The following is a 22,788-nucleotide window of genomic DNA, read 5'->3' as shown; positions in this document are numbered from 1 at the left end:
TATCCACATAATCCACAACAAGATGTGAATTTTGTGAATTATTTTAATCGTTCCTCAACAGCTCTCGCGTGGGCTTCTAACCCCTCTAATCGTGCGAAAGCAGCAATTTTCGGACCGTTTTCTTCAATGGCTTGTTTACTATACGAAATGATGCTTGATTTTTTTGTAAAATCATCCACACTTAATAGACTTGAAAAACGTGCTGTTCCGTTTGTCGGAAGGACGTGGTTTGGACCAGCAAAATAGTCACCGACTGGCTCGGAGCTATATCGACCGATAAAAATAGCGCCTGCGTGCTTGATTTTTCCAACCTGCTCCATCGGTTCCTCCGTCATGATTTCGAGATGTTCTGGAGCAAGCTCGTTTACAACCCTGATTGCTTCATTTAGGTCACCTGTAACGTAAATGGCACCAAAATCATTAATTGATGCTCTAGCAATTGCTTCACGTGGAAGAAGGCTTAACTGTCTTTCAAGCTCTTCGGAAACGGCTTCTGCAAGCTGCATTGATGGTGTTACGAGAATGCTTGATGCTCGCTCATCATGTTCTGCTTGAGAGAGTAAATCCGCTGCGATTTCGTTTGGTAGAGCTGTCTCATCTGCCAACACGACGATTTCACTAGGTCCAGCAATCATGTCGATATCCACGTTTCCGTATACTTCACGTTTTGCTAATGCAACAAAGATATTACCAGGACCGACGATTTTATCCACTGGCTTGATAGTTTCCGTTCCGTACGCCAACGCCCCAACTGCTTGAGCACCGCCAACCTTATAGATTTCTTTCACACCAAGTATGTCCGCAGCCACTAATACACCGGCTGGAATAGTACCATCTTTTCCAGGTGGTGACACCATCACAATTCGCTCAACTCCCGCGACCTGCGCAGGAATGACATTCATTAGGACAGATGACGGGTAAGCAGCCTTCCCTCCAGGAACATAAACACCAACTGCATCAAGTGGGGTGATTTTTTGACCAAGAATCGTCCCATTTTCCTTCATTGTCATCCATGATTGCTTTACCTGACGGCTATGGTAATCACGAATATTTTCAGCTGCTTCTCTTATGATCGGAACAAGATTCCCGTCTAATTTTTGATACGCTTCTTTGAAATCTGACTCGGTGACTTTTAATGCCTCAAGTAAAACTCCGTCAAACTTTTCAGTATAGGAACGAAGGGCCTGATCCCCTTCTTTTTGTACGTTAGCGAGAATTTCTAAGACTGCTTTTCTTTGTTCTTCTGTCCCACTATCAATGGTCCGTTTCAGTGAAACAGAATTGGTTACACGTTCAATTCTCATGGTGTGTCGGTCCTTTCCCTTTTAATACTACTGCGATACCACAGTTGAAAGCCTCTCTACGATTTCATCGATTTGCTGATCCTTTAAACGATAGCTTACTGGATTTACGATAAGTCGTGACGTGATATCCGCAATATGTTCGAGCTCAACTAATCCATTTTCCTTCAATGTACGTCCTGTTGAGACGATATCGACAATTCGATCTGCAAGACCAATTAATGGTGCAAGTTCAATCGAACCGTTTAGTTTAATAATTTCAACCTGCTCCCCATTTTCACGAAAATAGCTAGATGCTATGTTTGGATATTTCGTTGCGATTTTAGGTGCAACACCTTTGATTTTGACATCTGGGAGTCCAGCAACGGCTAGATAGCATTTGCTGATTTGCAAATCGAGTACCTCATATACATCGCGCTCTTCCTCAAGCATTACATCTTTTCCGGCAATACCAAGGTCTGCCACGCCGTGCTCTACATATGTAGTCACATCCATTGGTTTTGCAAGCATGAATCGAAACGGCTCATCAGGAACGTCGATAATCAGCTTTCTGGAATCCTCGAATTCTGGAGGAAGATTGTAGCCTGCTTTTACTAAAAGTTGTGCCGCCTCTTCAAAAATTCGTCCCTTTGGCATCGCAATTGTTAATTTATCACTCATTTAAGCCTCCTCCTTCCTTGTCGTTCCTAAGAAAAAGGTGTTTTTGGCAAAAGCATTCGTACAAGCATCAACATCCTTGACCCCCGCTATATCTTGAAGAATAACCCGCTCACCCTGTTCTCTTTTACTCATCGCAAATCGGATTGCTTCTTCTCTCTGTTCAGCGCTAAAAATCACACAATGGATTTCTGTCTCTTCCTGAGGTAAATCAAGTGCTTCAAGTAGTCGATCAATTCGAATTCCAAAACCTGTCGCTGGTGCAGGACGATCAAATTTTTCAAATAAATGATCATAACGGCCACCATTTCCTACTAAAAAGCCTACATTCTCAGCGTAAACTTCGAAAAGAATTCCTGTGTAGTAGCTCATATGGCTAACGAGATTGAAGTCGATTTTTATATGCTCAGTTACTCCGAATGCCTCTAGCTTTTTCCAGAGCATTTCAAGTTCGTCTGCTGCCTTTTTTCCTTCTTCACATTCAACTAGATCTTTTGCTTTTGCAATTTTTGATTCATTGCCTCTTAGTTGTAAAAGGGAAAGCAACCGCTGTTTATCAATAGAAGAAAGTGGTAGTTTTTTCACATGCTCTCTATAGCCAACGTAATTTTTTTCATATAAATAGCGTTGTAAGGCATCCGCTCTTGCCTCATTTCCAACAATCTCCATAAACAAGGCTCTCACATAACCAATATGGCCGATTGGCACTGTAAAATTAGTTAATCCTGCCTGTTTAAGGGACGCAATCATAAGCGAGATGACCTCTGCATCAGCACTTGTTGTTGTATCGCCAATATACTCGACTCCAATTTGCTCAAACTCAGCTGGTCTTCCACCTTCATGCTGCTGCGCACGGAACACATTTGCGGAATAGGCGATGCGTTGTGGATATTCCCCTTGATATAAACGAGATGCTGCAACTCGAGCAATCGGAGCTGTCATATCAGGTCTTAGCACAAGTGTGTGACCCTGTGAATCCAATAGTTTAAATAATTGACGGTCGAGGATCGCTGACGCCTCGCCGATTGTTTCATAGTATTCAAGTGTTGGAGTTTCAATAAATTGATAACCCCAGCTTTCAATTTGAGATGACATTGCATTGCGAATTTTCTTTTTCGCTTCATATAAAGCAGGCAATGTATCTCTCATACCTAACGGTTTTTCAAACATAAACACGATTTTCGTCACCACCAAAGTTTGTATATGTTAACTTTCCCAATATTTTCTTAAAAAAACCATTATGCTTTAGTTCGCTAATATACTACCAAGATAAAGTATATGATACACCTATCCCTTACATGCGTCAACAAAAAAAGTCAGAATTTAGGTGAAATAAATCGGGTGTGATTTGGATTTTGTGCGTATTATGGGAAATAAAGTTATTAACTGTGGATATTGTTGATAAGATTTGAAAACCTTTGTGAGTCGTGTGAATATTGTGGATAATTGGACTGGGATTTTGTAAGCAAGAGAGGAAGAAAGGAGACAGATGTTGGAAGTTGAAATTTAAAAGAGGAAGGAAAAGAGGAAAGAAGATGATAAAGCAGAAAAAGCGAAAGTTAAAAGAGATAAGTAAAATGTGTAAGTTTGGGCAATGAAAAAGGAACCAAACCAACTCAATGGTTAGATTCCTCTTTTTCTCGTTGCTCTCTTTGTTCTTTTGTATAGATCACTCGCATCGGGTTCCCGCCAACAAAACTGCCTGCAGGGACGTCTCTGTGGACCAATGTGCCGGCTGACACTATTGCTCCATCGCCAATTTCAACACCCGGCAAAATCGTTGAATTAGCCCCAATCATTACCTCGTTGCCAATTTTAACTTCACCCAGTCTGTATTCTTTAATCAAGTATTCATGGGCTAGAATGGTGGTATTAAAGCCAATGACTGTGTTGCTTCCGACACTGATTTTCTCGGGAAACATTGTATCCGGCACTACCATGAGTGCAAATGCTGTCTTTTCCCCTACCTTCATGTTTAAAAAAGTGCGATACAGCCAATTTTTCACACCAAGAAATGGCGTATAACGCGCTATCTGTATGACGATAAAGTTTTTAACAACCTTCCAAAAGGATACGGTCTTATAGATTTGCCAAAGTGAATTGGGACCTGAAACAAAATATCGTGTGGTTCGTCGTTTCACTATTTTTTCATCCTTTTACCAAAACTAAATCAAGTAGGTCACTCATGTTTTCAAGCATAAAATCAGGGTTGTATTCCAATAGGAAGTCTTTTCCTTTATGAGACCAAGCAACTCCAGCAGTTTTTGTGCCCGCCTTTTGACCAGCTACAATATCCTGATAATTGTCGCCAACCATTATAGCTTCTTCAGGTGTTGAGTCTAACATCTTCAATGCCAACAGCACGGGTTCCGGATCTGGTTTTGGATTTCTCACATCATCCAATGTCACCACGACATCAAAAAATTGGTCAAGCTTTGTGAGTTGTAATCCCATATTAACCGTTTTTCGAACTTTTGTTGTAACAACGCCAATTTTATAGCCTTTTTCTTTAAGCGTCTTAATGGTGTCAAATACACCTGGAAACTCGGTTACTAATTCATCATGCTTCTCATGATTAAATTTTCGATATTCAGCAATCATTTCTTCTGCTCGGTCTGGGTCTACAGATGAAAAAGATTCGTGCAGAGTTGGACCATTGAAAGGCAAAATATCCTCCCGACTATAGTTGCGATCTGGAAAGTATTTTCCAAAGGTGTGTAAAAAAGATTGGAGTATCAGTTCATTTGTATCAATTAACGTTCCATCTAAATCAAATAGTAGTGTTTTAATTGCCATAAATAACTTCCTTTCTATTATTTTGCTCGACGCGTTTCCAGATAAAAGCGATGACCATTGTTAGTATGATCGCAGTAATGAGTCGGATTAACAATAGCGGTAAGACTGGAATGCCTAGAGGAATAAAGATAAGCGTATCCTCCACTACCGCGTGACAGGATACTAAGAAAATTAACGCTAAGGTTACATCTTTCTTACTTACATTATCCTCTTTTACCGCCTGAATCATTACACCTGCTCCTAACGCTAGACCGAACAAAATACCTGCTGCCAAGGTTGTTGATGTATTTTCCTTCATTCCGAGTACCTTTGTGACCGGCGTCATCCACTTTGAAAATACATCCAACCATTTTAATTCCTTTAATATTTGAATAACAACCATCAATGGAATGACAATAAGAGCCAATTGCAGAATCCCAAATGTAGCTTTTTCAATACCATTTAATACAATAGCACCCCAGCCGGAAATTTGTTCATCAGTCGTTGAGACTAATCCATATTTTGCTAACTCACTTCCACCTTTCCAAACTAGATTAATTACAAAGGCAGAAATGAATGCAAGTCCCAGTCTAACTGTTACAATCACCCAAATCTTCATACCTACTTTCGCAGCAACAGTCGATTCGATAATCATATTATGCGAGAATGATAGCATGACAGCTAAAATAAACACTTCTTTTACGGTCAAATCTAGTGTTAAAATGGCCCCAATCCCTGCATAAAGGTTTAAAAAATTACCTAATACAAGTGGTATTGCGGCATCACCCGACAGACCAAACCAGCCCATGATTGGGGCAATCCACTTAATCACCCAATCTAGTACTGGTGTATATTGCAACATTGTAACAAGTAGGGTAACTGGGAAAATTACCTTCCCTAATGTCCAAGTAGTTTTTAATCCTACTATGAAGCCTCTCTTGATTGTCTCTAGCAAGTTTCCCCTCTCCCTTTTACTTTGTTATTTCTCTAAGTAACGTTCGTTTGAATGACCTTTTATTCTTCGATAAATAAGTACGATGAGTGCTCCTATAATCGATAAAACTGAAATCAACTGAGCCACTCGGATATCCCCAAGCATTAAGCTATCTGTCCGTAAGCCCTCTACGAAGAAGCGGCCAATTGAATACCAGATTACATATGTAAGGAACATTTCCCCACGTCTTAGGTTGACCTTTCGAAGCATTAGCAATAAAACAAAACCTACAAGGCTCCAAATTGATTCATACAAAAAGGTTGGATGGTAGTACGTTCCTTTTATAAACATTTGGTCCATGATAAAGTCAGGTAGCACATTATAGAAGGTTTGGATCTGTTCCTCTGCAATGGGTCCTCCATGTGCTTCTTGATTCATAAAATTTCCCCAACGGCCAATTGCTTGACCTAAGATAATGCTTGGTGCCGCGATGTCTGCAATTTTCCAAAAGGACAAGCCTTTTACTCTCGCAAACACAATCGCAGTCACAACTGAACCGATTAACGCACCATGAATGGCAATTCCACCCTCCCAAATTGCAATAATTTTGGAAGGATTTTGTGAGTAATAATCCCATTTAAAAATAACGTAATAAATTCTTGCACAGATGATGGCAATTGGCACTGCGAACAGCATGAGGTCCATAAATGTATCCTTATGCATCCCTCTGCGTTCTGATTCTTTTATGGCCAGATAAAGGGCTAGCATGGTTCCTAGCCCGATGATTAGTCCATACCACTGAATGCGTAACGCGCCAAGTTCTAAAAATGTTGGGTCTAATGGTTGAATGTTTCGGTCCACTATCTCATCTCCCTTTTAATGATCTTTTATATTTCGTCGTGCTCCCTAAATTCAATCGTATTTGAAAGACGATTTGAGAAATCTTGTGCAGCGTTTAAGCCCATACGTTTAAGACGGTAATTCATCGCTGCCACTTCAATGATGACGGCTAGGTTTCGCCCAGGACGAACTGGAATTGTGTATTTTGTTAATTCAGTATCGATGATTTTCATTTTTTCTTCTTCAAGCCCAAGTCGGTCATATTGCTTTGTCTGATCCCAAAGTTCTAGATTGACCACAAGCGTAATCCGTTTATAATTTCGAATGGCACCCGCTCCGAATAAGGTCATGACATTGATGATCCCAAGACCGCGAATTTCAAGGAGATGCTCGATAAGCTCAGGTGCGCTTCCAATAAGTGTATCATCATCCTCTTGACGAATTTCTACACAATCATCTGCAACAAGACGGTGTCCGCGTTTGACAAGTTCAAGCGCTGTTTCACTTTTACCAACACCACTCTTACCAATGATCAGCACCCCAACCCCGTATATATCCACTAGAACTCCATGAACAGCTGTTGTTGGCGCGAGCTTACTTTCTAAAAAGTTTGTAATTCTACTTGATAGTCTCGTTGTCTTCATACGTGCTTTGATCACTGGAACAGATTCACGCTCGGAAGCCTCAATCAGTTCTGGTGGAGTCTCTAAATCACGCGAAATAATAATTGCTGGAGTGATATCTGTACAAAGCTTTTCCATACGATATCTTTTTTCCTCGGTAGACAATTTCTCAAAGAACGTTAGCTCCGTTTTTCCTAATAACTGGACTCGCTCTGAAGGATAGTAATCAAAAAATCCCGCTAGTTCAATACCTGGTCTAGATATATCACTTGTTGTTATCGGGCGATTAACCCCTTCTTCCCCACTCACCAATTCTAATTTGAATTTCTCAATTAAATCTTTTGTGCTAACTTTTGGCACATCTGTTCCTCCTTGATTGTGATTCATGTAGTTTTTGGTTGTTACTGCGTATTTTTAAAGCCATCTCATTTTTTGCTTAAACAGACTGTATTTTTTAAAAATTATATTTTTCAAACTCATTCTCCTATTTTAGCATTTTTCTGTGTAAGGCCAAAACTTTTCTGATTTAAATTGCGGAAGAATGTTGGGGAGATTTGTTTTGAGAGGCGGATGGGGGAGAATTACGGTCTCAGAGACATCCCAAGAATGGAATGTCTTTGAGTATTTTCATTTTACTAGTGAATAAACATTTGTATCATAGGCAACACCGTTTTGGTACATATAGTTCCTTAAGATACCTTCTTTTTCGAATCCAAGCTTAATTAACAATTCATTTGATGCTGCGTTTTCAAGAAACACAACGGCACCAATGCGGGTCAAGTCTAGATCGTCAAAACCGTAAGAGATTACTTTTTTAACAGCCTCTATTGTGTAGCCTTTTCGCCAGTATTGGGGCTGTAACTCATAGCCGATTTCTGCTCGCTTATGCTTGAGAGACCAAGCATTAAATCCTATGGTTCCAATGAGTACTTCGTTTTCTATTAATTCGATCCCCCATCTTATTCCACGCTTTTCTTTATAGTTTTTTGCAAAAAATTCAACAAACTGCTCTGCCTGTTCTAATTTGGTTAGAGAATCCTGCCCGTAATAACGCGTGACATCATTGTTTGAAAAACAGGTAAATATTGCTTGAGCATCACCATGGACGATTTCTCTTAATCTTAGTCGTTCGGTTTCTAGTATTGGAAACATGCTTGTACTCCTTTCTCAAAATCAAAACATGATAATAACCTAATTTATCTACGTATAATATTTAAAATTTATAGGTATCCCTTGCAATTTCAATAAAGTTTTTAGCAGCAATCGATAAATAATTCGCATCACTATATATAATCCCAATTTCCCACGGGATATTGGGGGTTTTAATCTTTATCTCCTTCATATTTTCTCTCTCAAATTTTGAGATTAAAATTCTAGGGACAATAGCAATTCCAAAATTTACTCCAACAAGTTCTAAAATTAAATCCCACTGAGAACTGTTAAGTACAATATTGGGTTCGAAAGCACTTTCTTCGCACATTTTCAAAAAATATTGATGAATCATAAAATCATTTCTAAAACAAATGAACCGCTCATTTTTCAAGTCTGCAAAATCTATTTCATCATATTTTGCTAATGTATGTTTTTCGCTCATACAAATCACAAATACATCACGATAAATGATATGAGATTTTAATGAAGGATTTTTAGTTGGAAGTACTGCAAAGCCAACATCAATATCTCCCTTTAGTAAACCTTCTTCAATTTTTAATCCTCCACCCTCATATATGATATTTTCAATAAATGGATAGGTATTTATAAATGAAGTAATAATTTTTGGAAACAAAAATGAACCAATAATAGGAGGTAATCCAATATGTATTTTTGATATATAGTTTGTATTCTGCTCTGAAATATGTTGTTCAAGAGATTTCCATGTTGTTAGAAGATCGATTATGTAGGAATAGAATATTTCTCCTTCATTTGTTAAAGTAAATCCTCTTTTTCTATTAAAAATTTGGATATTATTTTGATTTTCTACACGCTTAATCATTTTACTTATTGTGGGTTGATTAATATATAACTCATTTGCTGTTTGGGTAATGTTATTTGTCTCCATAACTCTTTTTAAAATTTTCAATTCCTCTATTGTGATATTATCCATTTTTCTCCCCTAACTATTCCCTCAAGGAATATCGTTATGAAAAACATGCTATATACATAATAGTCTAAAATTTCTTAATATGTAAATAAGGAGGGTTAAATATGAGAAAAACAAATGCAATTCTATTAAGTTTATTTTTTATTTTGTACGGGGCAACATTTTTGCCAAATATAGGTTTTTTTAACGATTTAACATTTTGGGGGCTATTACCTGAACCTCTTGCTTTTACACTTATCATAAATTTCATTAATACCATTTTAATCTTTATCATTTATTTCAAAGTTTTTAAACCATTTGCTCTCCGAATGGAAAAAAGACTAACAGAGGAGAGGGATTAAATGAGCCAAGCAGTTGTTACCATAATTATATTAGCAATCTTTTTAGGGATTTTACTTATTATTAGTAACTATGCATCTAAATCCAGTGTAGCTACTCCAAATGATTTCTATTTAGCAGGTCGTGGTTTAGGAACAATTGTTATGACGATGACTACCGGGGCTAGTTATTTCAGTACATGGACATTATTAGGTTCTATAGGACAACATTACAGAGATGGTGTGTGGTTCGTCGCTTTTGCTGCATGGGCTGTTTTACACGCACTATTTATCTGGGTTTTTGGAGCTAGAATTTGGTATTTTGGCCAGAAACATAAATATATAACTCCTGGTGACATGATGGAGAAATACTATAAAAGTCCAGGATTAAAACTGTTGTTTGCTATTGTTGGTATCGTTGGTTTAGTACCATATATGTTAATCCAAATTACAGGTGGCGCACAGTCTTTAAATAGTTTAACGGCTAATGCTATTCCTTACTGGGTTGGCGTTTTAATTATGGGATTATTTGTCGGAATAATTGTTTTCTTAAGTGGTGGAAGAGGTGCTGCTTGGAGCGATACTTTTATGGGTTTCTTTTTTGGATTTGTACTATTATTTGTAACCCTTACGTTTTTATTTAAGGCAGGCGGATTCAATGCCTTTAAAAATATTGCAGAAATAGCCCCTGAAGTATTGACTAATAAGGGAGATTTTTGGCGTGTAATGGAGACAGCATTAGGTTTAGCATTTGGATTTTGGATCATGCCCCACATGTGGCAAAAATTTTATTCAGCTAAGTCACCATTAATTCTAGCAAAAACGTCAATTATCACTCCTTTTTGGAATTCATGGTTAATGGCGCTTGGAGCACTTTTTATTGGGATTTTAGCGCATTATCCAGGTATGGTCCCTGGATTGTCAGCAGAAAATAGTGACCGCATTATCCCACTTTTCTTTTCAGGCTATCCAGTAATTTTTGGATCAATCATTGTAGCTGCAATTATAGCAGCAGGAATTTCCACTATCAACAGCGCCTTATTATCATCAGCAAGTTTACTTGTAAATGATATATATATACGTTTTTTCGCAAGGGATTTATCGAATGAAGAAGCAACTAAGGTAGCTAAAACAACAATTATAATCATGACAATATTTACAATGATTATTGCATTTTTACCGGTTGCAAGAGGATTCTTAATTCCAATCGCAGCTTTAGGTTATGGCATTGTATTACAATTAGTCCCTGCAGCTTTCGGGGCTCTCTTATGGCGTAGAGGCACAAAAATAGGCGCAGTTGCCTCTATTATCGTCGGTGAAGCAACTTTAGTAATCAATACATTATTTTCAATTCCTCTTCCATTTGGAGCGGCAACAGCTGGTTTGATACTCGGCCTAATCACCTTCTTTGTAGTAAGTATGGTTACGAAAGATGCTCACCAAGCGGAAAAGGATGCAGTACATGATGATTTAATCGAAGTTTTATATGGTAAGGAGTTACAAGATAGGAAAATTAATATTTACGAGGAAGGGATTACACATGGAAATAAAGCAAAATTGTAAAGTTGCTGTGGTCCAAGCTAGTGGAATACTATTCGATACAGAGGCTACAGTTAGAAAAACTATTTATCTTATTGAAGAAGCAGGTAATGATCAAGTAGATTTGATTTTATTCCCCGAGGCTTTTATTGGAGGATATCCCCGCGGGCTAAATTTTGACACGTATGTAGGTATTAGAACTGATAGTGGTCGAGATGATTTTTTTCGATATGCGAATAGTGCTATTGAAATCCCGGGTAAGGAAACAGAACAAATCTCAGAAGCCATAAAAAAAGTTGGAGCCTATGTTGTAATCGGTGTTATAGAAAAAGAAAAGAATTTTCGAGGTGCAAGTTTATATTGTACAGCAATTATTTTTGGACCAGATGGGAAAATTTTAGCTAAACATAGGAAACTAAAACCAACGGGGTCTGAACGATTAATTTGGGCAGAAGGAGACGGTAGTACACTCCCTGTAATTGAAACACCATTTGGACGTATAGGCGTTTTAATTTGTTGGGAAAATTATATGCCTCTTGCCCGAGCAGCAATGTATGGAAAAGGTGTAGATTTATATTTAGCACCCACGGCTGATGCAAGGGATGGCTGGTTTGCTTCCATGCAACATATTGCTTTGGAAGGCCGATGTTTTGTATTATCATGTAATCAATATATGACTAAAAACGACTATCCTGAAGACGTGAGGAATCGTCCATTCTTTTCAGATTTGGAGGATGAATTATGTAGAGGAGGTAGTTGTATTGTAAGTCCATTTGGTAGCTTTATAGAGCAGCCTTTTTTGGGAGCAGAGAAAATTTTAATTTCAGAACTTGATTTATCCCAACTTACGAAGAGCAGATACGATTTTGATGTAGTAGGACATTACGCTAGAAATGATGTTTTTAGTTTAACAGTTAATGAAAAGAAACAACAATCTGTGGTATATATACAAGATGAAATTAATAAAGAAGAGTCAGCAAAATAAGAGATTCCCAAGGTTTATGCCTTGGGTTTTTTTAATTAATTGATTGAGTTTACTTTACTATTTAAATATTTCCAGTCCCTCACATCAATATTTATGGAAAAATGCCTACCACATTTGATAGGCATTTAAAGCTATTTCTTCTTTTTCTCCTGTAGCGGTTCGACGATTACTTTTTGAATGAGTAAATTTAGAATCGAGATAATGACTGCTGCTAGTAATGCTGTGCCGAATCCTTCGATGACAAAGGAGTCACCCATTAGGGACTGTGTCAGCATTAAAGTAAGTGCATTGATCACAAATAAAAATAAACCTAATGAGAGAACCGTAACAGGTAAGGTTAGGACGATGAGAATAGGTTTTACGATTACATTTAAAATCGATAGGATTACGCTTGCTATGACAGCTGCGCCTACGCCTTCGAGATGAAAAGTATCGACATATCCTGCCACAACCATTAGTACGATGCTATTAACAATTATGCTAGCAATCCATCTCATTATCTATAGACATCTCCTTCATTCGGTACAATAAACAACCAAACGAGATAGATAATCCCTAATGAACCGACGCCTAAGATGAATCCGACCACCGCTAGGATACGTAATAGCGATGCATCGATTCCTGTATAATCTGCTAGGCCTCCAAGCACTCCTCCTAGCATTCTATTTCGGGTGGAGCGGTATAGTTTCTTTTTCATAGTGAACACCTCAAAGTGGTTTGATGTTAATAGAACCTGTTTTCGTTTCAGCAAAGAGATGTAGCTTTTGCGCTTTCTCTTCATTTGCTTTGAAACGTAGAGATTTCTGAACAACTTCATTTTTCTCCTCAATGATTGACATCATTGGAAGCTCTGACTTGAAGCTACCGAGATTTGATTTTAATTCTCCGTCAACTTGATAGTCGTTTGCGATAAACATATCAATGCTACCGGTGGTTGTTTTTACATAAGCAGTGTGGCAGCGATCACCCTGAATATCGCAAGTAATGTTTCCGTTAAAGCTTTGAAGGTCAACTTTTTCAAATCGTCCAGTTGATGTAACTGTACCATTTAATGTTTCAGCTTCAAAATCTTTACTTGTGATTTGATTTGCTTTAATGTGACCATTTGCTGTTTCGATTTCAACCGATTCTGTATCAAAATTCGAAATGGTGATTGCACCATTTGCTGTTTTTGCACGGAAATCCTTTACTCGTAAATTTTCCCCAGTTATCGGTCCGTTAAACATACGTGTCTTAATACTTTCATAATTTTCCTGAGGAACATATATTTTTGCATGAACCTTCATTTGCTTTTTCTGAATGGATAGGCGCAGAGCACCATTTTCAATCGAGAAAAGAACATCCTCTAAAAATGCTTTACGTGCACGTTCTTGATTATCGATATTATATACTTTTGCTTCACATTCAACGCGGACATCCTTTTCTTCCCATGGAATAATCGTAATACTTCCATTTGAAACATCGAGGTCAAGCTTGGTAATATATACGTCCTTATGCTGGAAAATATGTTTCACTTCTACTGCATTACCGAAATTAAAATCGAGATCGAGGTCTTTAATTTTTTTCAGAGCAGTGTCGATAAAGTCCATAAATTTGTGTTTCGCAGAACCCTTGCTTTCATATGAATGTTGGTGTTGCTGTTGGGATTGCTCATACTGGACTTGAGTCGAAAGCTCTGTCTTGATTTCCTGTGCTGGATCTTGGGACTGGCTGTCCTCCCCAGAATGGAGCTTTTCAATTAGAATGATCGCTTCCTCAGCTGTCAGTTTTCCTTCTTCAACTAGTTTTAAAATACGTTTTTGTTCCTCTTTCATGGTTCCTTCCTCCCTTAAAGTTCTTCTTGAGCTAATACTTGAATTCCCTTTACAATGTTCCAAATCACAATTCCGACGTTAATGATCGCTAATAGGATGAATACTAGCAGCATAGTTGCTACAAATGCCTCCACAGACCATATAAAGAAAAACGGAATGATAATAAAAACGATTGTCGCTACTGGAATAATATGTGAGATTAACGCATGCAAGGCATGCCTTTTTACTTCCGGATTTTGAACTATGATATAAACAACGAGTGGTAAAATAAACCCTGCGAAGAAAACACTGAAGTAACACAAAGATGCAATTAATTTATCCGTATTCACTCTCCATCTCCCCTTTATACCTCTATATACGATAACGAGATATAATTGGTTTCAAGATTTTATAAAAATAAGCCTCGAGACTTAGATGAACAAAGGAACCATAGGGACGGTTCTAGTGGTTCCTGGCTGATTTTCCTTAGAATAATCTTTCTATCGGGACCAGAGAACCGTCCCCTTGGCCCTCGATTGGCCTCTATGCTTTTAATATTACTTTACGGCTTATTCCGGTAAGTCTTGCTATTTGCCTAGTTGATAGTCCAATGGATTTTAAGGTTTTGATGTGTGTATCTCGTTCGTCAGGATTTATCTTTTGGAGGTCTAAACAGTGGTTTACTTTGCAGATATTTTTGATGATTTCAATTGCTTGTTTGTCAGTAATTCTCCTAGTTTCTTGGATATCAAGGTATCCTTCGTTAGACTCTTCCATATGAAATTTTTTGAAATGTGTCAAAGCTAACGTTTTATCCGCATTGAACAAGCCCAAAATAAAATCTTTTTCTATAATTTTAGATTTAGAATCTCCTACATATTCACTATAACTACTCCATTTGTAATGTGAAACATTCCCAACAATTCCGGCTTTTAATGGATTTTGGTGAATATATCTAAGTACATTTAACAAGTAGGAAAGGTCCTCAACCACATCACTTTTAAATCGGTCCTGAAACAAGTGCCCGTTACGTTCATACTTTAAGTTGTACCAATAAACAAAGCTTGCACCAATACGCCTCATTATCCTTCCAATTTCTTCCCCCCTTCCTTTATTAGAAGATGAACATGATTACCCATTAAGCAATACGCATAGATTTCATATCCACACTTATCTTTGAATCTATAAAGGGTCTCTAAAAATTTTAATGAGTCTTCTTGCTCTTCAAATATTATTTGACGATTAATCCCCCTTAAAATGACATGATAGACACTCGTACTACTTTTTCTTCTTGCAGCCCTAGGGCATAAACATCACCTCATATTCGGGTTTTTAAAAATATATGGAATTTGAAACTAAAAAGGGAGGTTTATTAAAACAGAGGAGAGGATGGTGGTATAGAGAGACTTATCAAATTTATAGTATCATAATTAATTGGAAAAAACTGTACAAATATAAAAGTGACTACTGTTGACTGATAAATTCTTATATTTCATTAAAAAAATCCTAATCTGCGTCTAAGCAAATCAGGATTCCTATTTAGAACAAACTTGTCCCCGGGTTTTCCCATTGGGACCAAAAGAACCGTCCCCTTGGTTCCTAGTCCAGTCAAGATTCAGGTGATGTTACTTTGTCATAAAAGTCGACATAGTTATCACGGTCTGCACTATTACGATAGGCCATAGCGACACGTGGATGTTCATTAAGCATACCGGAGATCATGTAAGGAATGATATAGCCCCACTCCCACTTTTGTCGCATTTCTATCATATGCTTCTCAATGATACCGAGAACTGGCTTAATCTCATAACTACTTTTTTGTATGTAACTAACGAGAAGCTCTGTGTGACAGTTACCAGCCGCACGACCCATACCATAAACAGACGAATCAAGATAAGTAACTCCGTTTCTCATCGCAGCTAATGTATTGGCGAATGCTAATTGCATGTTGTTATGCGTATGTATTCCAAGCTGTTTATTAGGAAGCATCTCTTGGAACTTCTTCACTTGATGCTCAATATCGGTAGGAGCTAAGCTTCCAAATGAGTCAACAATATAGACAACGTCGACAGGACTTGCCTTCACCATTTCAAACGCTTCAATAAGCTGACGTTCAGGAACACTAGATAAAGCCATGATGTTAAGTGACGTCTCGTAGCCTAGGTCATGAAACATTTTTACAAGCTCCAAGCCTTTATCTACTTCACGTACATAGCATGCAACTCGAATCATATCTAGAACACTTTCCTCACGGGGTAGTATGTCAGCAGGATCAACACGCCCAATATCTACCAGAGCAGATAGCTTCGTCGTTTTTTTCTCAGGAATAATTTCTTTAAGGAAGTTATCGTCAAGAAACCTCCATGGATTAGGCTCAGTCGCATTGAGTAGCCTAGGCGAATTTTTGTAGCCAATCTCCATGTATTCCACACCAGCTGCACTTAGGCAATTATACAAGTCTTGAACAAATTCGACACTAAAGTCCCAATTGTTAACTAACCCACCATCACGAATAGTACAGTCTATAATTTTATTACGATGTTCCATGTTAAAAACTCCCTTACATTTTCTTTTTCTTCATTATTGTTTTAATTCGTGAGTTTATGTAAAAAAATAAACTTTAATACAAAATAATATAATGCAATAAACAATAATCAATAAATTTTAAAAATTAGATTTACTAATAAAGTTAAATTATATCATTCTTTTCATAATGTGGGGATTCAAGGGCAAGAAAAAATAGAAATCCCGATCTGCATATTTTCGCAAATCGGGATCTTCCTGTTTCATCAAACCACAAGAACCGTCCCTGTGGTTACATTAAAAGCCCTTTAAAGTTTTCGCGGTAAGTCCAGACTAATATTCCTTCAAATACTGTGATGATAATAGCCAATGGAAGCAACTCTGAATCTACAAAAATATGAAATGCTAAAATATTGACTATTAAACCGGCTAATACAACTAAGGCTAACGGAACATACCTACGAATAATCAGTAAGAATCCTGCAATGATTTCAACACCTTTTTCCATTGCTAGTAAATAGCCATCTCCTAAAAATTCCATCGCAGCTGGACTTGTTGGCGCAAATGGCTCAAATCCAAACAATACAACATATCCATTTAAGCCTGCTCCTAAAAAGATGGTCCCCAACAAAATTTCAATAACGCGAATGGTGATTTTCATCATTATCCCCTTTGTATGGTTTTAGAATAGCCGCTTTTCAAACAGATTACCTTATAAACCCTTACAGTAATATTTACGGTATTACATTTCTGTTAGAACTAGGATGGTTGAACATCGATTTACTTTTTCTCCAACTCCCTTGCGAGAATTGATCGGCGAACCCCCTTTTGGCGAATGAACTCTTTTATTTCATCTATGCTCATGTAGGAAAGACGGATATGATAATAATTTATATGTTCAATAATGGCAAATCCGTATAAGAAAAGGTACCAATATAGTCCTTTAGAAAAAGTAGCTTGGTAGACAAGGAAGGGTAAACCCACTACAAGTAATACAAAATTACTTCTCTTAAAGAAACGAAAACGTGATAGATAACTGTCAGGTAAAGAAGAACTCTTACCTTGTCTGACCCGTCTCCACTTCAAGTACCAATAATAACTACCTTGGAACAAAATGTATTCCAAAATACAGAATGCAAATATATGTGGAAAGGTGGTTAAATAATGAGCAGACCATTCAAATGTCGGAATATAGAGTAACCAGAGGACCGGAAATAGAATGGCAGCTGATAATTCTCCTGTCCAAAGGCCAAATAATTTTTTCTGAGCTCTTGCTTTCATGTGTATCACCTGTTAGTTAAGAATCTATTAGTAGGATACCATAATTTTCCTAACTCGAGTGTGTTTTCATTATAAAAAATCCCGATTTGCTCTGTTCACAAATCGGGATTCTACATTTATTTAGAAACTGTTTCTTTTTCTTTGATTAATTCTTTCATCCGCTGACGGTCGCGTTCAAGCACTGGTTTTAGGTAGCGTCCGGTGTGGGATTCTTTGATTTTTGTAATGTCTTCTGGAGTACCTGTTCCATTGATGGTACCGCCCTTGTCTCCACCTTCTGGGCCGAGGTCCACAATGTAGTCCGCGGCTTTGATTACATCGAGGTTATGTTCGATAACGAGGACTGTGTCCCCATTTTCAACAAGTCGCTGTAAGACCTTAAGCAATCTTGCAATGTCATCTACATGTAAGCCTGTTGTTGGTTCGTCTAAAATATAAAACGACTTACCATTTGAGCGACGATGTAATTCAGATGCGAGCTTCACGCGTTGTGCTTCTCCACCAGACAGTGTTGTTGCGGGTTGTCCAAGTTTAACGTAGCCTAGGCCAACATCATATAACGTTTCAACTTTACGCTTGATACGTGGGATGTTTTCGAAAAAGGATAATGCATCCTCAACTGTCATATTTAATATATCTGATATGTTTTTGTCCTTGTATTTAACTTCTAATGTCTCACGGTTGTAGCGTTTCCCATGACATACCTCACATGGTACATACACATCTGGCAGGAAGTGCATTTCGATTTTAATAATTCCATCACCACGGCAGGCTTCACAGCGTCCGCCTTTAACATTGAAACTAAAACGGCCCTTCTTATAACCTCTTACCTTTGCTTCATTTGTATTAGCGAACAGATCACGAATATCATCAAAGACGCCTGTGTATGTAGCTGGATTTGATCGAGGTGTTCGTCCAATTGGAGATTGGTCAATGTCGATTACTTTTTCTAATTGTTCAATCCCTTTAACTTCCTTGTGTTCACCAGGTTTTGTTTTTGCTCGGTTCAGTTTCTGAGCCAATGATTTATGGAGAATTTCATTTACCAAAGTACTCTTACCTGATCCTGATACACCTGTAACAGCAATGAACAAACCAAGTGGAAACTTAGCTGATACATTTTTCAGGTTATTTTCCTTTGCACCAATAACTTCTACGTAGCGTCCATCCGGCTGTCTTCTTTCGCTTGGTAGTGGGATGAACTTTTTACCTGAGAGGTATTGTCCTGTTAAGGAATTCGGGTCGTCCATTACTTCTTTAGGAGTTCCCGCAGCGATAATCTCTCCCCCATGAATTCCAGCTCCCGGCCCGATGTCGATTAAATAATCAGCAGCTAGCATCGTATCTTCATCGTGCTCAACAACAATTAATGTATTCCCAATATCTCTCATTGTCCTTAGTGTATCAATGAGTCGGTCATTATCTCGTTGATGTAACCCAATTGACGGCTCGTCCAAAATATAAAGAACACCTGTTAAACGCGAACCGATTTGAGTAGCTAGTCGAATCCGTTGAGCCTCACCACCGGATAAAGTTCCTGCGGCACGACTTAGAGTTAGATAATCTAATCCAACATTAACGAGAAAACCGAGTCGTTCTTTGATTTCTCGAAAAATAAGGTTCGCGATTTTCATATCTTTTTCAGAAAGCTCAATAGTAGTGAAGAATTCAAAAGCTTCATTAATGGAAAAGTCTGTAACATTAGAAATATGTTTTCCTGAGATTAGAACAGCCAGACTTTCCTTTTTCAACCGATATCCTTTACATGAAGGGCAAGCCCGCTCAGCCATATATTTTTCCATTTGCTCACGAATATAATCGGAGCTTGTTTCTTTGTAACGTCTTTCTACATTTCGAAGAACACCCTCAAAAACGATATTATTTTCACGTTTCTGACCGAAGTCATTCTCATAATAGAAGTAGATTTCTTCCCCATCACTTCCATAAAGGATTTTATCCATCAAATGCTTCGGGATATCCTTAACCGGAATATCCATATCAATCCCGTAGTGGTTACAAACTGATTCAAGTAATTGTGGGTAATATTGAGAACTTGTTGGCTCCCATGGTGCAATTGCATGCTTTCGAAGTGATAAATCCCAGTTCGGAATCACGAGATCAGGGTCGACTTCAAGCTTGCTACCTAAACCATCACAATCGGGACATGCCCCGAATGGACTATTAAAAGAGAACATTCTTGGTTCAAGCTCCCCAATGGAAAAACCACAAATTGGACATGAATGGAGCTCACTAAACAAGAGTTCTTCTTCTCCAATCACATCAACAATTACTTTACCTCCGCCTAAACGAAGGGCAGCCTCAACTGAATCAGATAGTCTTGCCGTTACACCCTCTTTTACTACAATTCGGTCAATGACAACCTCAATTGAATGTTTTTTATTCTTTTCTAGCTCGATGTCATCTGATAGCTCAAGCATTTCACCATCGACACGAACTCTGACATAGCCTTGTTTTTTTATATCCTCTAAAATTTTCACATGGGCACCCTTACGCCCTGATACAACAGGAGCGAGTACCTGTAACTTTGTCCGTTCTGGGTATTCTAATATGCGATCCACCATCTGCTCAACAGTTTGTGATGTAATTTCGATTCCATGGTTAGGACAAACCGGTTTTCCTACTCGAGCATATAATAAACGCAAATAATCATAAATCTCTGTAACCGTACCAACAGTTGACCTTGGATTCCGGCTTGTTGTTTTTTGGTCAATCGAAATCGCAGGTGAAAGACCCTCGATTGAATCAACATCTGGTTTATCCATTTGTCCTAAAAATTGACGTGCATATGCAGAGAGGGACTCGACATAGCGCCGTTGTCCTTCTGCATAAATGGTGTCAAATGCAAGGGATGACTTTCCTGAACCAGATAGACCTGTCACGACAACTAGTTGATCTCTCGGAATCGTAACATCTATATTTTTTAAGTTATGGGCCCTTGCTCCTTTGACGACTATTTTATCCAATGCCATGTTTATGTCATCCTTCCGCTTTTAACTCCAAAATTAAATCACGTAATTCAGCTGCTCGTTCAAAATTAAGTGCTTTTGCTGCTTCCTTCATTTCATTTTCCATTTCAGCAATTACCTTTTCGCGTTCCTTCTTCGATAATCCAGTTAACTTAGGTACTGTTTCATAGGTTTCTGTATCTTCGGCTGCAGTTGTAGCACGAATGACATCGCGAATATCCTTTTTAATGGTTTGTGGCGTAACACCATGCTTTTTGTTATATTCCTCTTGCATTTCACGACGACGCTTTGTTTCATTAATTGCAATTTCCATCGATTTCGTCATCTTATCTGCATACATGATTACTCTGCCATTAGCATTTCGAGCGGCACGACCAATTGTTTGGATGAGTGAGCGTTCCGAACGCAGGAACCCTTCCTTGTCAGCATCAAGAATGGCAACAAGTGAGACTTCTGGAATATCCAGCCCTTCACGAAGCAGGTTGATACCAACTAAAACATCATGTTTACCCAAACGAAGGTCACGAATAATTTCAATCCGCTCTAGTGTTTTTATATCTGAGTGCAAATAATTTACCTTGATCCCAACGTCCTTCAAGTAATCCGTTAGATCCTCAGACATTTTTTTCGTTAAGGTAGTAATCAGGACTCGTTCATTTTTATTAACACGGTCTTGGATTTCACCTAATAAGTCATCAATTTGACCTTGAATTGGCCGAACCTCGATAATTGGGTCAAGTAATCCTGTTGGACGAATAATTTGTTCAACCATTTCGTCTGTATGCTCGATCTCGTACGGTCCAGGTGTTGCTGAAACGTTAATGATTTGATTAATATGCTTTTCGAATTCCTGAAATCGCAGTGGACGGTTATCCATTGCAGAAGGAAGACGGAATCCGTGATCAACCAGTACTTGTTTTCTTGCTTGGTCCCCATTAAACATGCCTCGAATCTGAGGCAATGTCACATGCGATTCATCAACGACAATTAACAAATCCTCTGGAAAATAATCCATTAAAGTATAGGGTGTTGAACCTGGTGGTCGTAAGGTTAGATGGCGCGAATAGTTTTCAATACCTGAACAAAAGCCCATTTCGCGCATCATTTCAAGATCATAATTCGTCCGTTGTTCTAGACGCTGAGCTTGTAATAGTTGACCATCTTCACGAAGTTCAGCTAACCGTTCTTCTAGCTCTGCCTCAATATTTTTAATCGCAATTTGCATTTTTTCTTCACGGGTAACGAAGTGGGATGCCGGGAATATCGCAACATGCTCACGTTCACCCAGTATTTCACCGGTCAATGCATCAACCTCACGAATCCGATCAATTTCATCACCAAAAAACTCCACGCGAATACAGTGCTCATCGCGTGAGGCTGGGAAAATTTCAACGACGTCCCCTCTTACACGGAAGGTTCCGCGCCGGAAGTCAATGTCATTTCGTTCATATTGAACATCCACTAATTTGCGTAAAAGCTCATTTCGTTCAATTTCCATTCCTGTTCGTAGGGAAACAACGAGTTCCCTATATTCCTCAGGAGAACCCAAGCCATAAATACAAGATACACTGGCAATAATGATGACATCGCGCCGTTCAAAAAGGGAAGATGTTGCAGAGTGTCGTAATTTATCAATTTCATCATTCACACTTGAATCCTTTTCGATATATGTATCAGATGATGGAACATAAGCCTCTGGCTGGAAGTAGTCATAATAACTAACAAAATATTCAACAGCGTTATTTGGAAAGAACTCTTTAAACTCACTATAGAGTTGTCCTGCCAATGTTTTATTGTGGGCAATAATAAGTGTTGGTCGATTTACTTCATTGATTACATTCGAAATCGTAAACGTTTTTCCTGTACCCGTAGCACCTAATAATGTTTGAATCTTTTTGCCCGCTTTGATTCCATCCACAAGTTCTTGAATTGCTCTTGGTTGGTCACCCTGAGGTGAATACTTGGAGACTAACTCAAATTGATCCTTCATTTACGTTCCTCCCATCCATTCTTATCGTTTTATGTAATTTTCCACTGACTTTTTCTCGATAGAAATATTGTACCACAAACTGACCTAAAACAAACAAAAATACGAACTGATATTCGATTTTTATTTATTTGAATTGTAGTTT

The 22,788-nt window shown here is 38.2% G+C and carries 24 protein-coding genes; 3 read left to right on the top strand and 21 right to left on the bottom strand.

What is annotated here, in order from left to right; translation table 11 throughout:
- Positions 1-38: 38 nt before the first annotated feature.
- From hisD to CKK03_RS05220, 10 genes are all read right to left on the bottom strand, one after another.
- Positions 39-1,304 (bottom strand): histidinol dehydrogenase, encoded by a 1,266-nt coding sequence (gene hisD, locus CKK03_RS05265; RefSeq protein ID WP_099361557.1) that lies wholly within the window; start codon positions 1,302-1,304, stop codon positions 39-41.
- A 27-nt stretch (positions 1,305-1,331) separates the two neighbouring features.
- Positions 1,332-1,961 carry an ATP phosphoribosyltransferase gene (gene hisG, locus CKK03_RS05260; RefSeq protein WP_099361556.1) on the bottom strand — a complete coding sequence of 210 codons (630 nt, stop codon included), beginning with the start codon at positions 1,959-1,961 and terminating at the stop codon, positions 1,332-1,334.
- Complete coding sequence (locus CKK03_RS05255) at positions 1,962-3,146, bottom strand: ATP phosphoribosyltransferase regulatory subunit (protein ID WP_099361814.1); 1,185 nt, start codon at positions 3,144-3,146, stop codon at positions 1,962-1,964.
- Between the two features lie 428 nt (positions 3,147-3,574).
- Positions 3,575-4,099 (bottom strand): acyltransferase, encoded by a 525-nt coding sequence (locus tag CKK03_RS05250; RefSeq protein ID WP_099361555.1) that lies wholly within the window; start codon positions 4,097-4,099, stop codon positions 3,575-3,577.
- Between the two features lie 7 nt (positions 4,100-4,106).
- Positions 4,107-4,754: a pyrophosphatase PpaX gene (ppaX, locus tag CKK03_RS05245; protein WP_099361554.1), complete on the bottom strand. Its 648-nt coding sequence runs from the start codon at positions 4,752-4,754 to the stop codon at positions 4,107-4,109.
- On the bottom strand, positions 4,744-5,688 hold the full coding sequence (locus tag CKK03_RS05240) for a nucleoside recognition domain-containing protein (protein WP_099361553.1): 945 nt from the start codon (positions 5,686-5,688) through the stop codon (positions 4,744-4,746). Before CKK03_RS05240 ends, ppaX begins: the two co-directional genes overlap by 11 nt.
- Positions 5,689-5,712: 24 nt before the next feature.
- Complete coding sequence (gene lgt / locus CKK03_RS05235) at positions 5,713-6,528, bottom strand: prolipoprotein diacylglyceryl transferase (RefSeq protein ID WP_099361552.1); 816 nt, start codon at positions 6,526-6,528, stop codon at positions 5,713-5,715.
- Between the two features lie 26 nt (positions 6,529-6,554).
- Positions 6,555-7,490: an HPr(Ser) kinase/phosphatase gene (gene hprK, locus CKK03_RS05230; protein WP_099361551.1), complete on the bottom strand. Its 936-nt coding sequence runs from the start codon at positions 7,488-7,490 to the stop codon at positions 6,555-6,557.
- Positions 7,491-7,757: 267 nt separating this feature from the next.
- Complete coding sequence (locus tag CKK03_RS05225) at positions 7,758-8,282, bottom strand: GNAT family N-acetyltransferase (RefSeq protein ID WP_099361550.1); 525 nt, start codon at positions 8,280-8,282, stop codon at positions 7,758-7,760.
- A gap of 61 nt (positions 8,283-8,343) precedes the next feature.
- Positions 8,344-9,234: a LysR family transcriptional regulator gene (locus CKK03_RS05220; protein ID WP_099361549.1), complete on the bottom strand. Its 891-nt coding sequence runs from the start codon at positions 9,232-9,234 to the stop codon at positions 8,344-8,346.
- A gap of 101 nt (positions 9,235-9,335) precedes the next feature.
- Here CKK03_RS05220 and CKK03_RS05215 point away from each other — a divergent pair, with 101 nt between their 5' ends.
- Genes CKK03_RS05215 through CKK03_RS05205 form a run of 3 tightly spaced genes read left to right on the top strand, consistent with a single transcriptional unit; the run spans position 9,336 to position 12,072 of the window.
- Positions 9,336-9,572 carry a hypothetical protein gene (locus CKK03_RS05215; protein ID WP_099361548.1) on the top strand — a complete coding sequence of 79 codons (237 nt, stop codon included), beginning with the start codon at positions 9,336-9,338 and terminating at the stop codon, positions 9,570-9,572.
- The gene (locus tag CKK03_RS05210; protein ID WP_099361547.1) at positions 9,573-11,111 is read left to right on the top strand and encodes a sodium:solute symporter family protein; all 1,539 of its coding nucleotides are present in this window, start codon (positions 9,573-9,575) and stop codon (positions 11,109-11,111) included. It abuts the gene before it with no gap.
- Positions 11,089-12,072 (top strand): carbon-nitrogen hydrolase family protein, encoded by a 984-nt coding sequence (locus CKK03_RS05205; RefSeq protein ID WP_099361546.1) that lies wholly within the window; start codon positions 11,089-11,091, stop codon positions 12,070-12,072. Before CKK03_RS05210 ends, CKK03_RS05205 begins: the two co-directional genes overlap by 23 nt.
- A gap of 131 nt (positions 12,073-12,203) precedes the next feature.
- Here the strand turns inward: CKK03_RS05205 and CKK03_RS05200 are convergent, their stop codons facing one another.
- The 11 genes from CKK03_RS05200 to uvrB all read right to left on the bottom strand — a co-directional run bounded on the left by CKK03_RS05200 (position 12,204) and on the right by uvrB (position 22,646).
- Entirely contained in the window at positions 12,204-12,569 is a 366-nt protein-coding gene (locus CKK03_RS05200; protein WP_099361545.1) for a phage holin family protein, read from the bottom strand.
- Positions 12,569-12,769 (bottom strand): PspC domain-containing protein, encoded by a 201-nt coding sequence (locus CKK03_RS05195; protein WP_099352489.1) that lies wholly within the window; start codon positions 12,767-12,769, stop codon positions 12,569-12,571. The genes CKK03_RS05200 and CKK03_RS05195 overlap by 1 nt, the downstream gene beginning before the upstream one ends.
- Before the next feature lie 10 nt (positions 12,770-12,779).
- On the bottom strand, positions 12,780-13,886 hold the full coding sequence (locus tag CKK03_RS05190) for a DUF4097 family beta strand repeat-containing protein (RefSeq protein WP_099361544.1): 1,107 nt from the start codon (positions 13,884-13,886) through the stop codon (positions 12,780-12,782).
- A gap of 14 nt (positions 13,887-13,900) precedes the next feature.
- A complete protein-coding gene (locus tag CKK03_RS05185; RefSeq protein WP_099361543.1) occupies positions 13,901-14,215 on the bottom strand; it encodes a magnetosome magnetite crystal formation protein family in 315 nt (104 codons plus the stop codon).
- Positions 14,216-14,408: 193 nt separating this feature from the next.
- Complete coding sequence (locus CKK03_RS23925) at positions 14,409-14,837, bottom strand: hypothetical protein (RefSeq protein WP_218962799.1); 429 nt, start codon at positions 14,835-14,837, stop codon at positions 14,409-14,411.
- Positions 14,838-14,947: 110 nt separating this feature from the next.
- A complete protein-coding gene (locus CKK03_RS24230; protein ID WP_425432846.1) occupies positions 14,948-15,097 on the bottom strand; it encodes a transposase in 150 nt (49 codons plus the stop codon).
- A gap of 376 nt (positions 15,098-15,473) precedes the next feature.
- On the bottom strand, positions 15,474-16,412 hold the full coding sequence (locus CKK03_RS05175) for an aldolase catalytic domain-containing protein (RefSeq protein ID WP_099361542.1): 939 nt from the start codon (positions 16,410-16,412) through the stop codon (positions 15,474-15,476).
- Between the two features lie 268 nt (positions 16,413-16,680).
- The gene (locus CKK03_RS05170; protein WP_180271159.1) at positions 16,681-17,049 is read right to left on the bottom strand and encodes a hypothetical protein; all 369 of its coding nucleotides are present in this window, start codon (positions 17,047-17,049) and stop codon (positions 16,681-16,683) included.
- Positions 17,050-17,168: 119 nt separating this feature from the next.
- A complete protein-coding gene (locus tag CKK03_RS05165) occupies positions 17,169-17,669 on the bottom strand; it encodes a hypothetical protein (RefSeq protein ID WP_099361541.1) in 501 nt (166 codons plus the stop codon).
- Between the two features lie 116 nt (positions 17,670-17,785).
- Complete coding sequence (gene uvrA / locus CKK03_RS05160; RefSeq protein ID WP_099361540.1) at positions 17,786-20,659, bottom strand: excinuclease ABC subunit UvrA; 2,874 nt, start codon at positions 20,657-20,659, stop codon at positions 17,786-17,788.
- A gap of 7 nt (positions 20,660-20,666) precedes the next feature.
- Positions 20,667-22,646, bottom strand: coding sequence for an excinuclease ABC subunit UvrB (uvrB, locus tag CKK03_RS05155; protein ID WP_099361539.1), 1,980 nt, complete (start codon positions 22,644-22,646; stop codon positions 20,667-20,669).
- Positions 22,647-22,788: the final 142 nt, after the last annotated feature.

It is taken from the genome of Fredinandcohnia onubensis (genome assembly GCF_002734215.1).
Classification (GTDB): domain Bacteria; phylum Bacillota; class Bacilli; order Bacillales; family Bacillaceae_L; genus Ferdinandcohnia; species Ferdinandcohnia onubensis.
The sequence above is the reverse complement of the archived record's forward strand: the minus strand, read 5'-3'. Positions and strand labels throughout refer to the sequence as shown.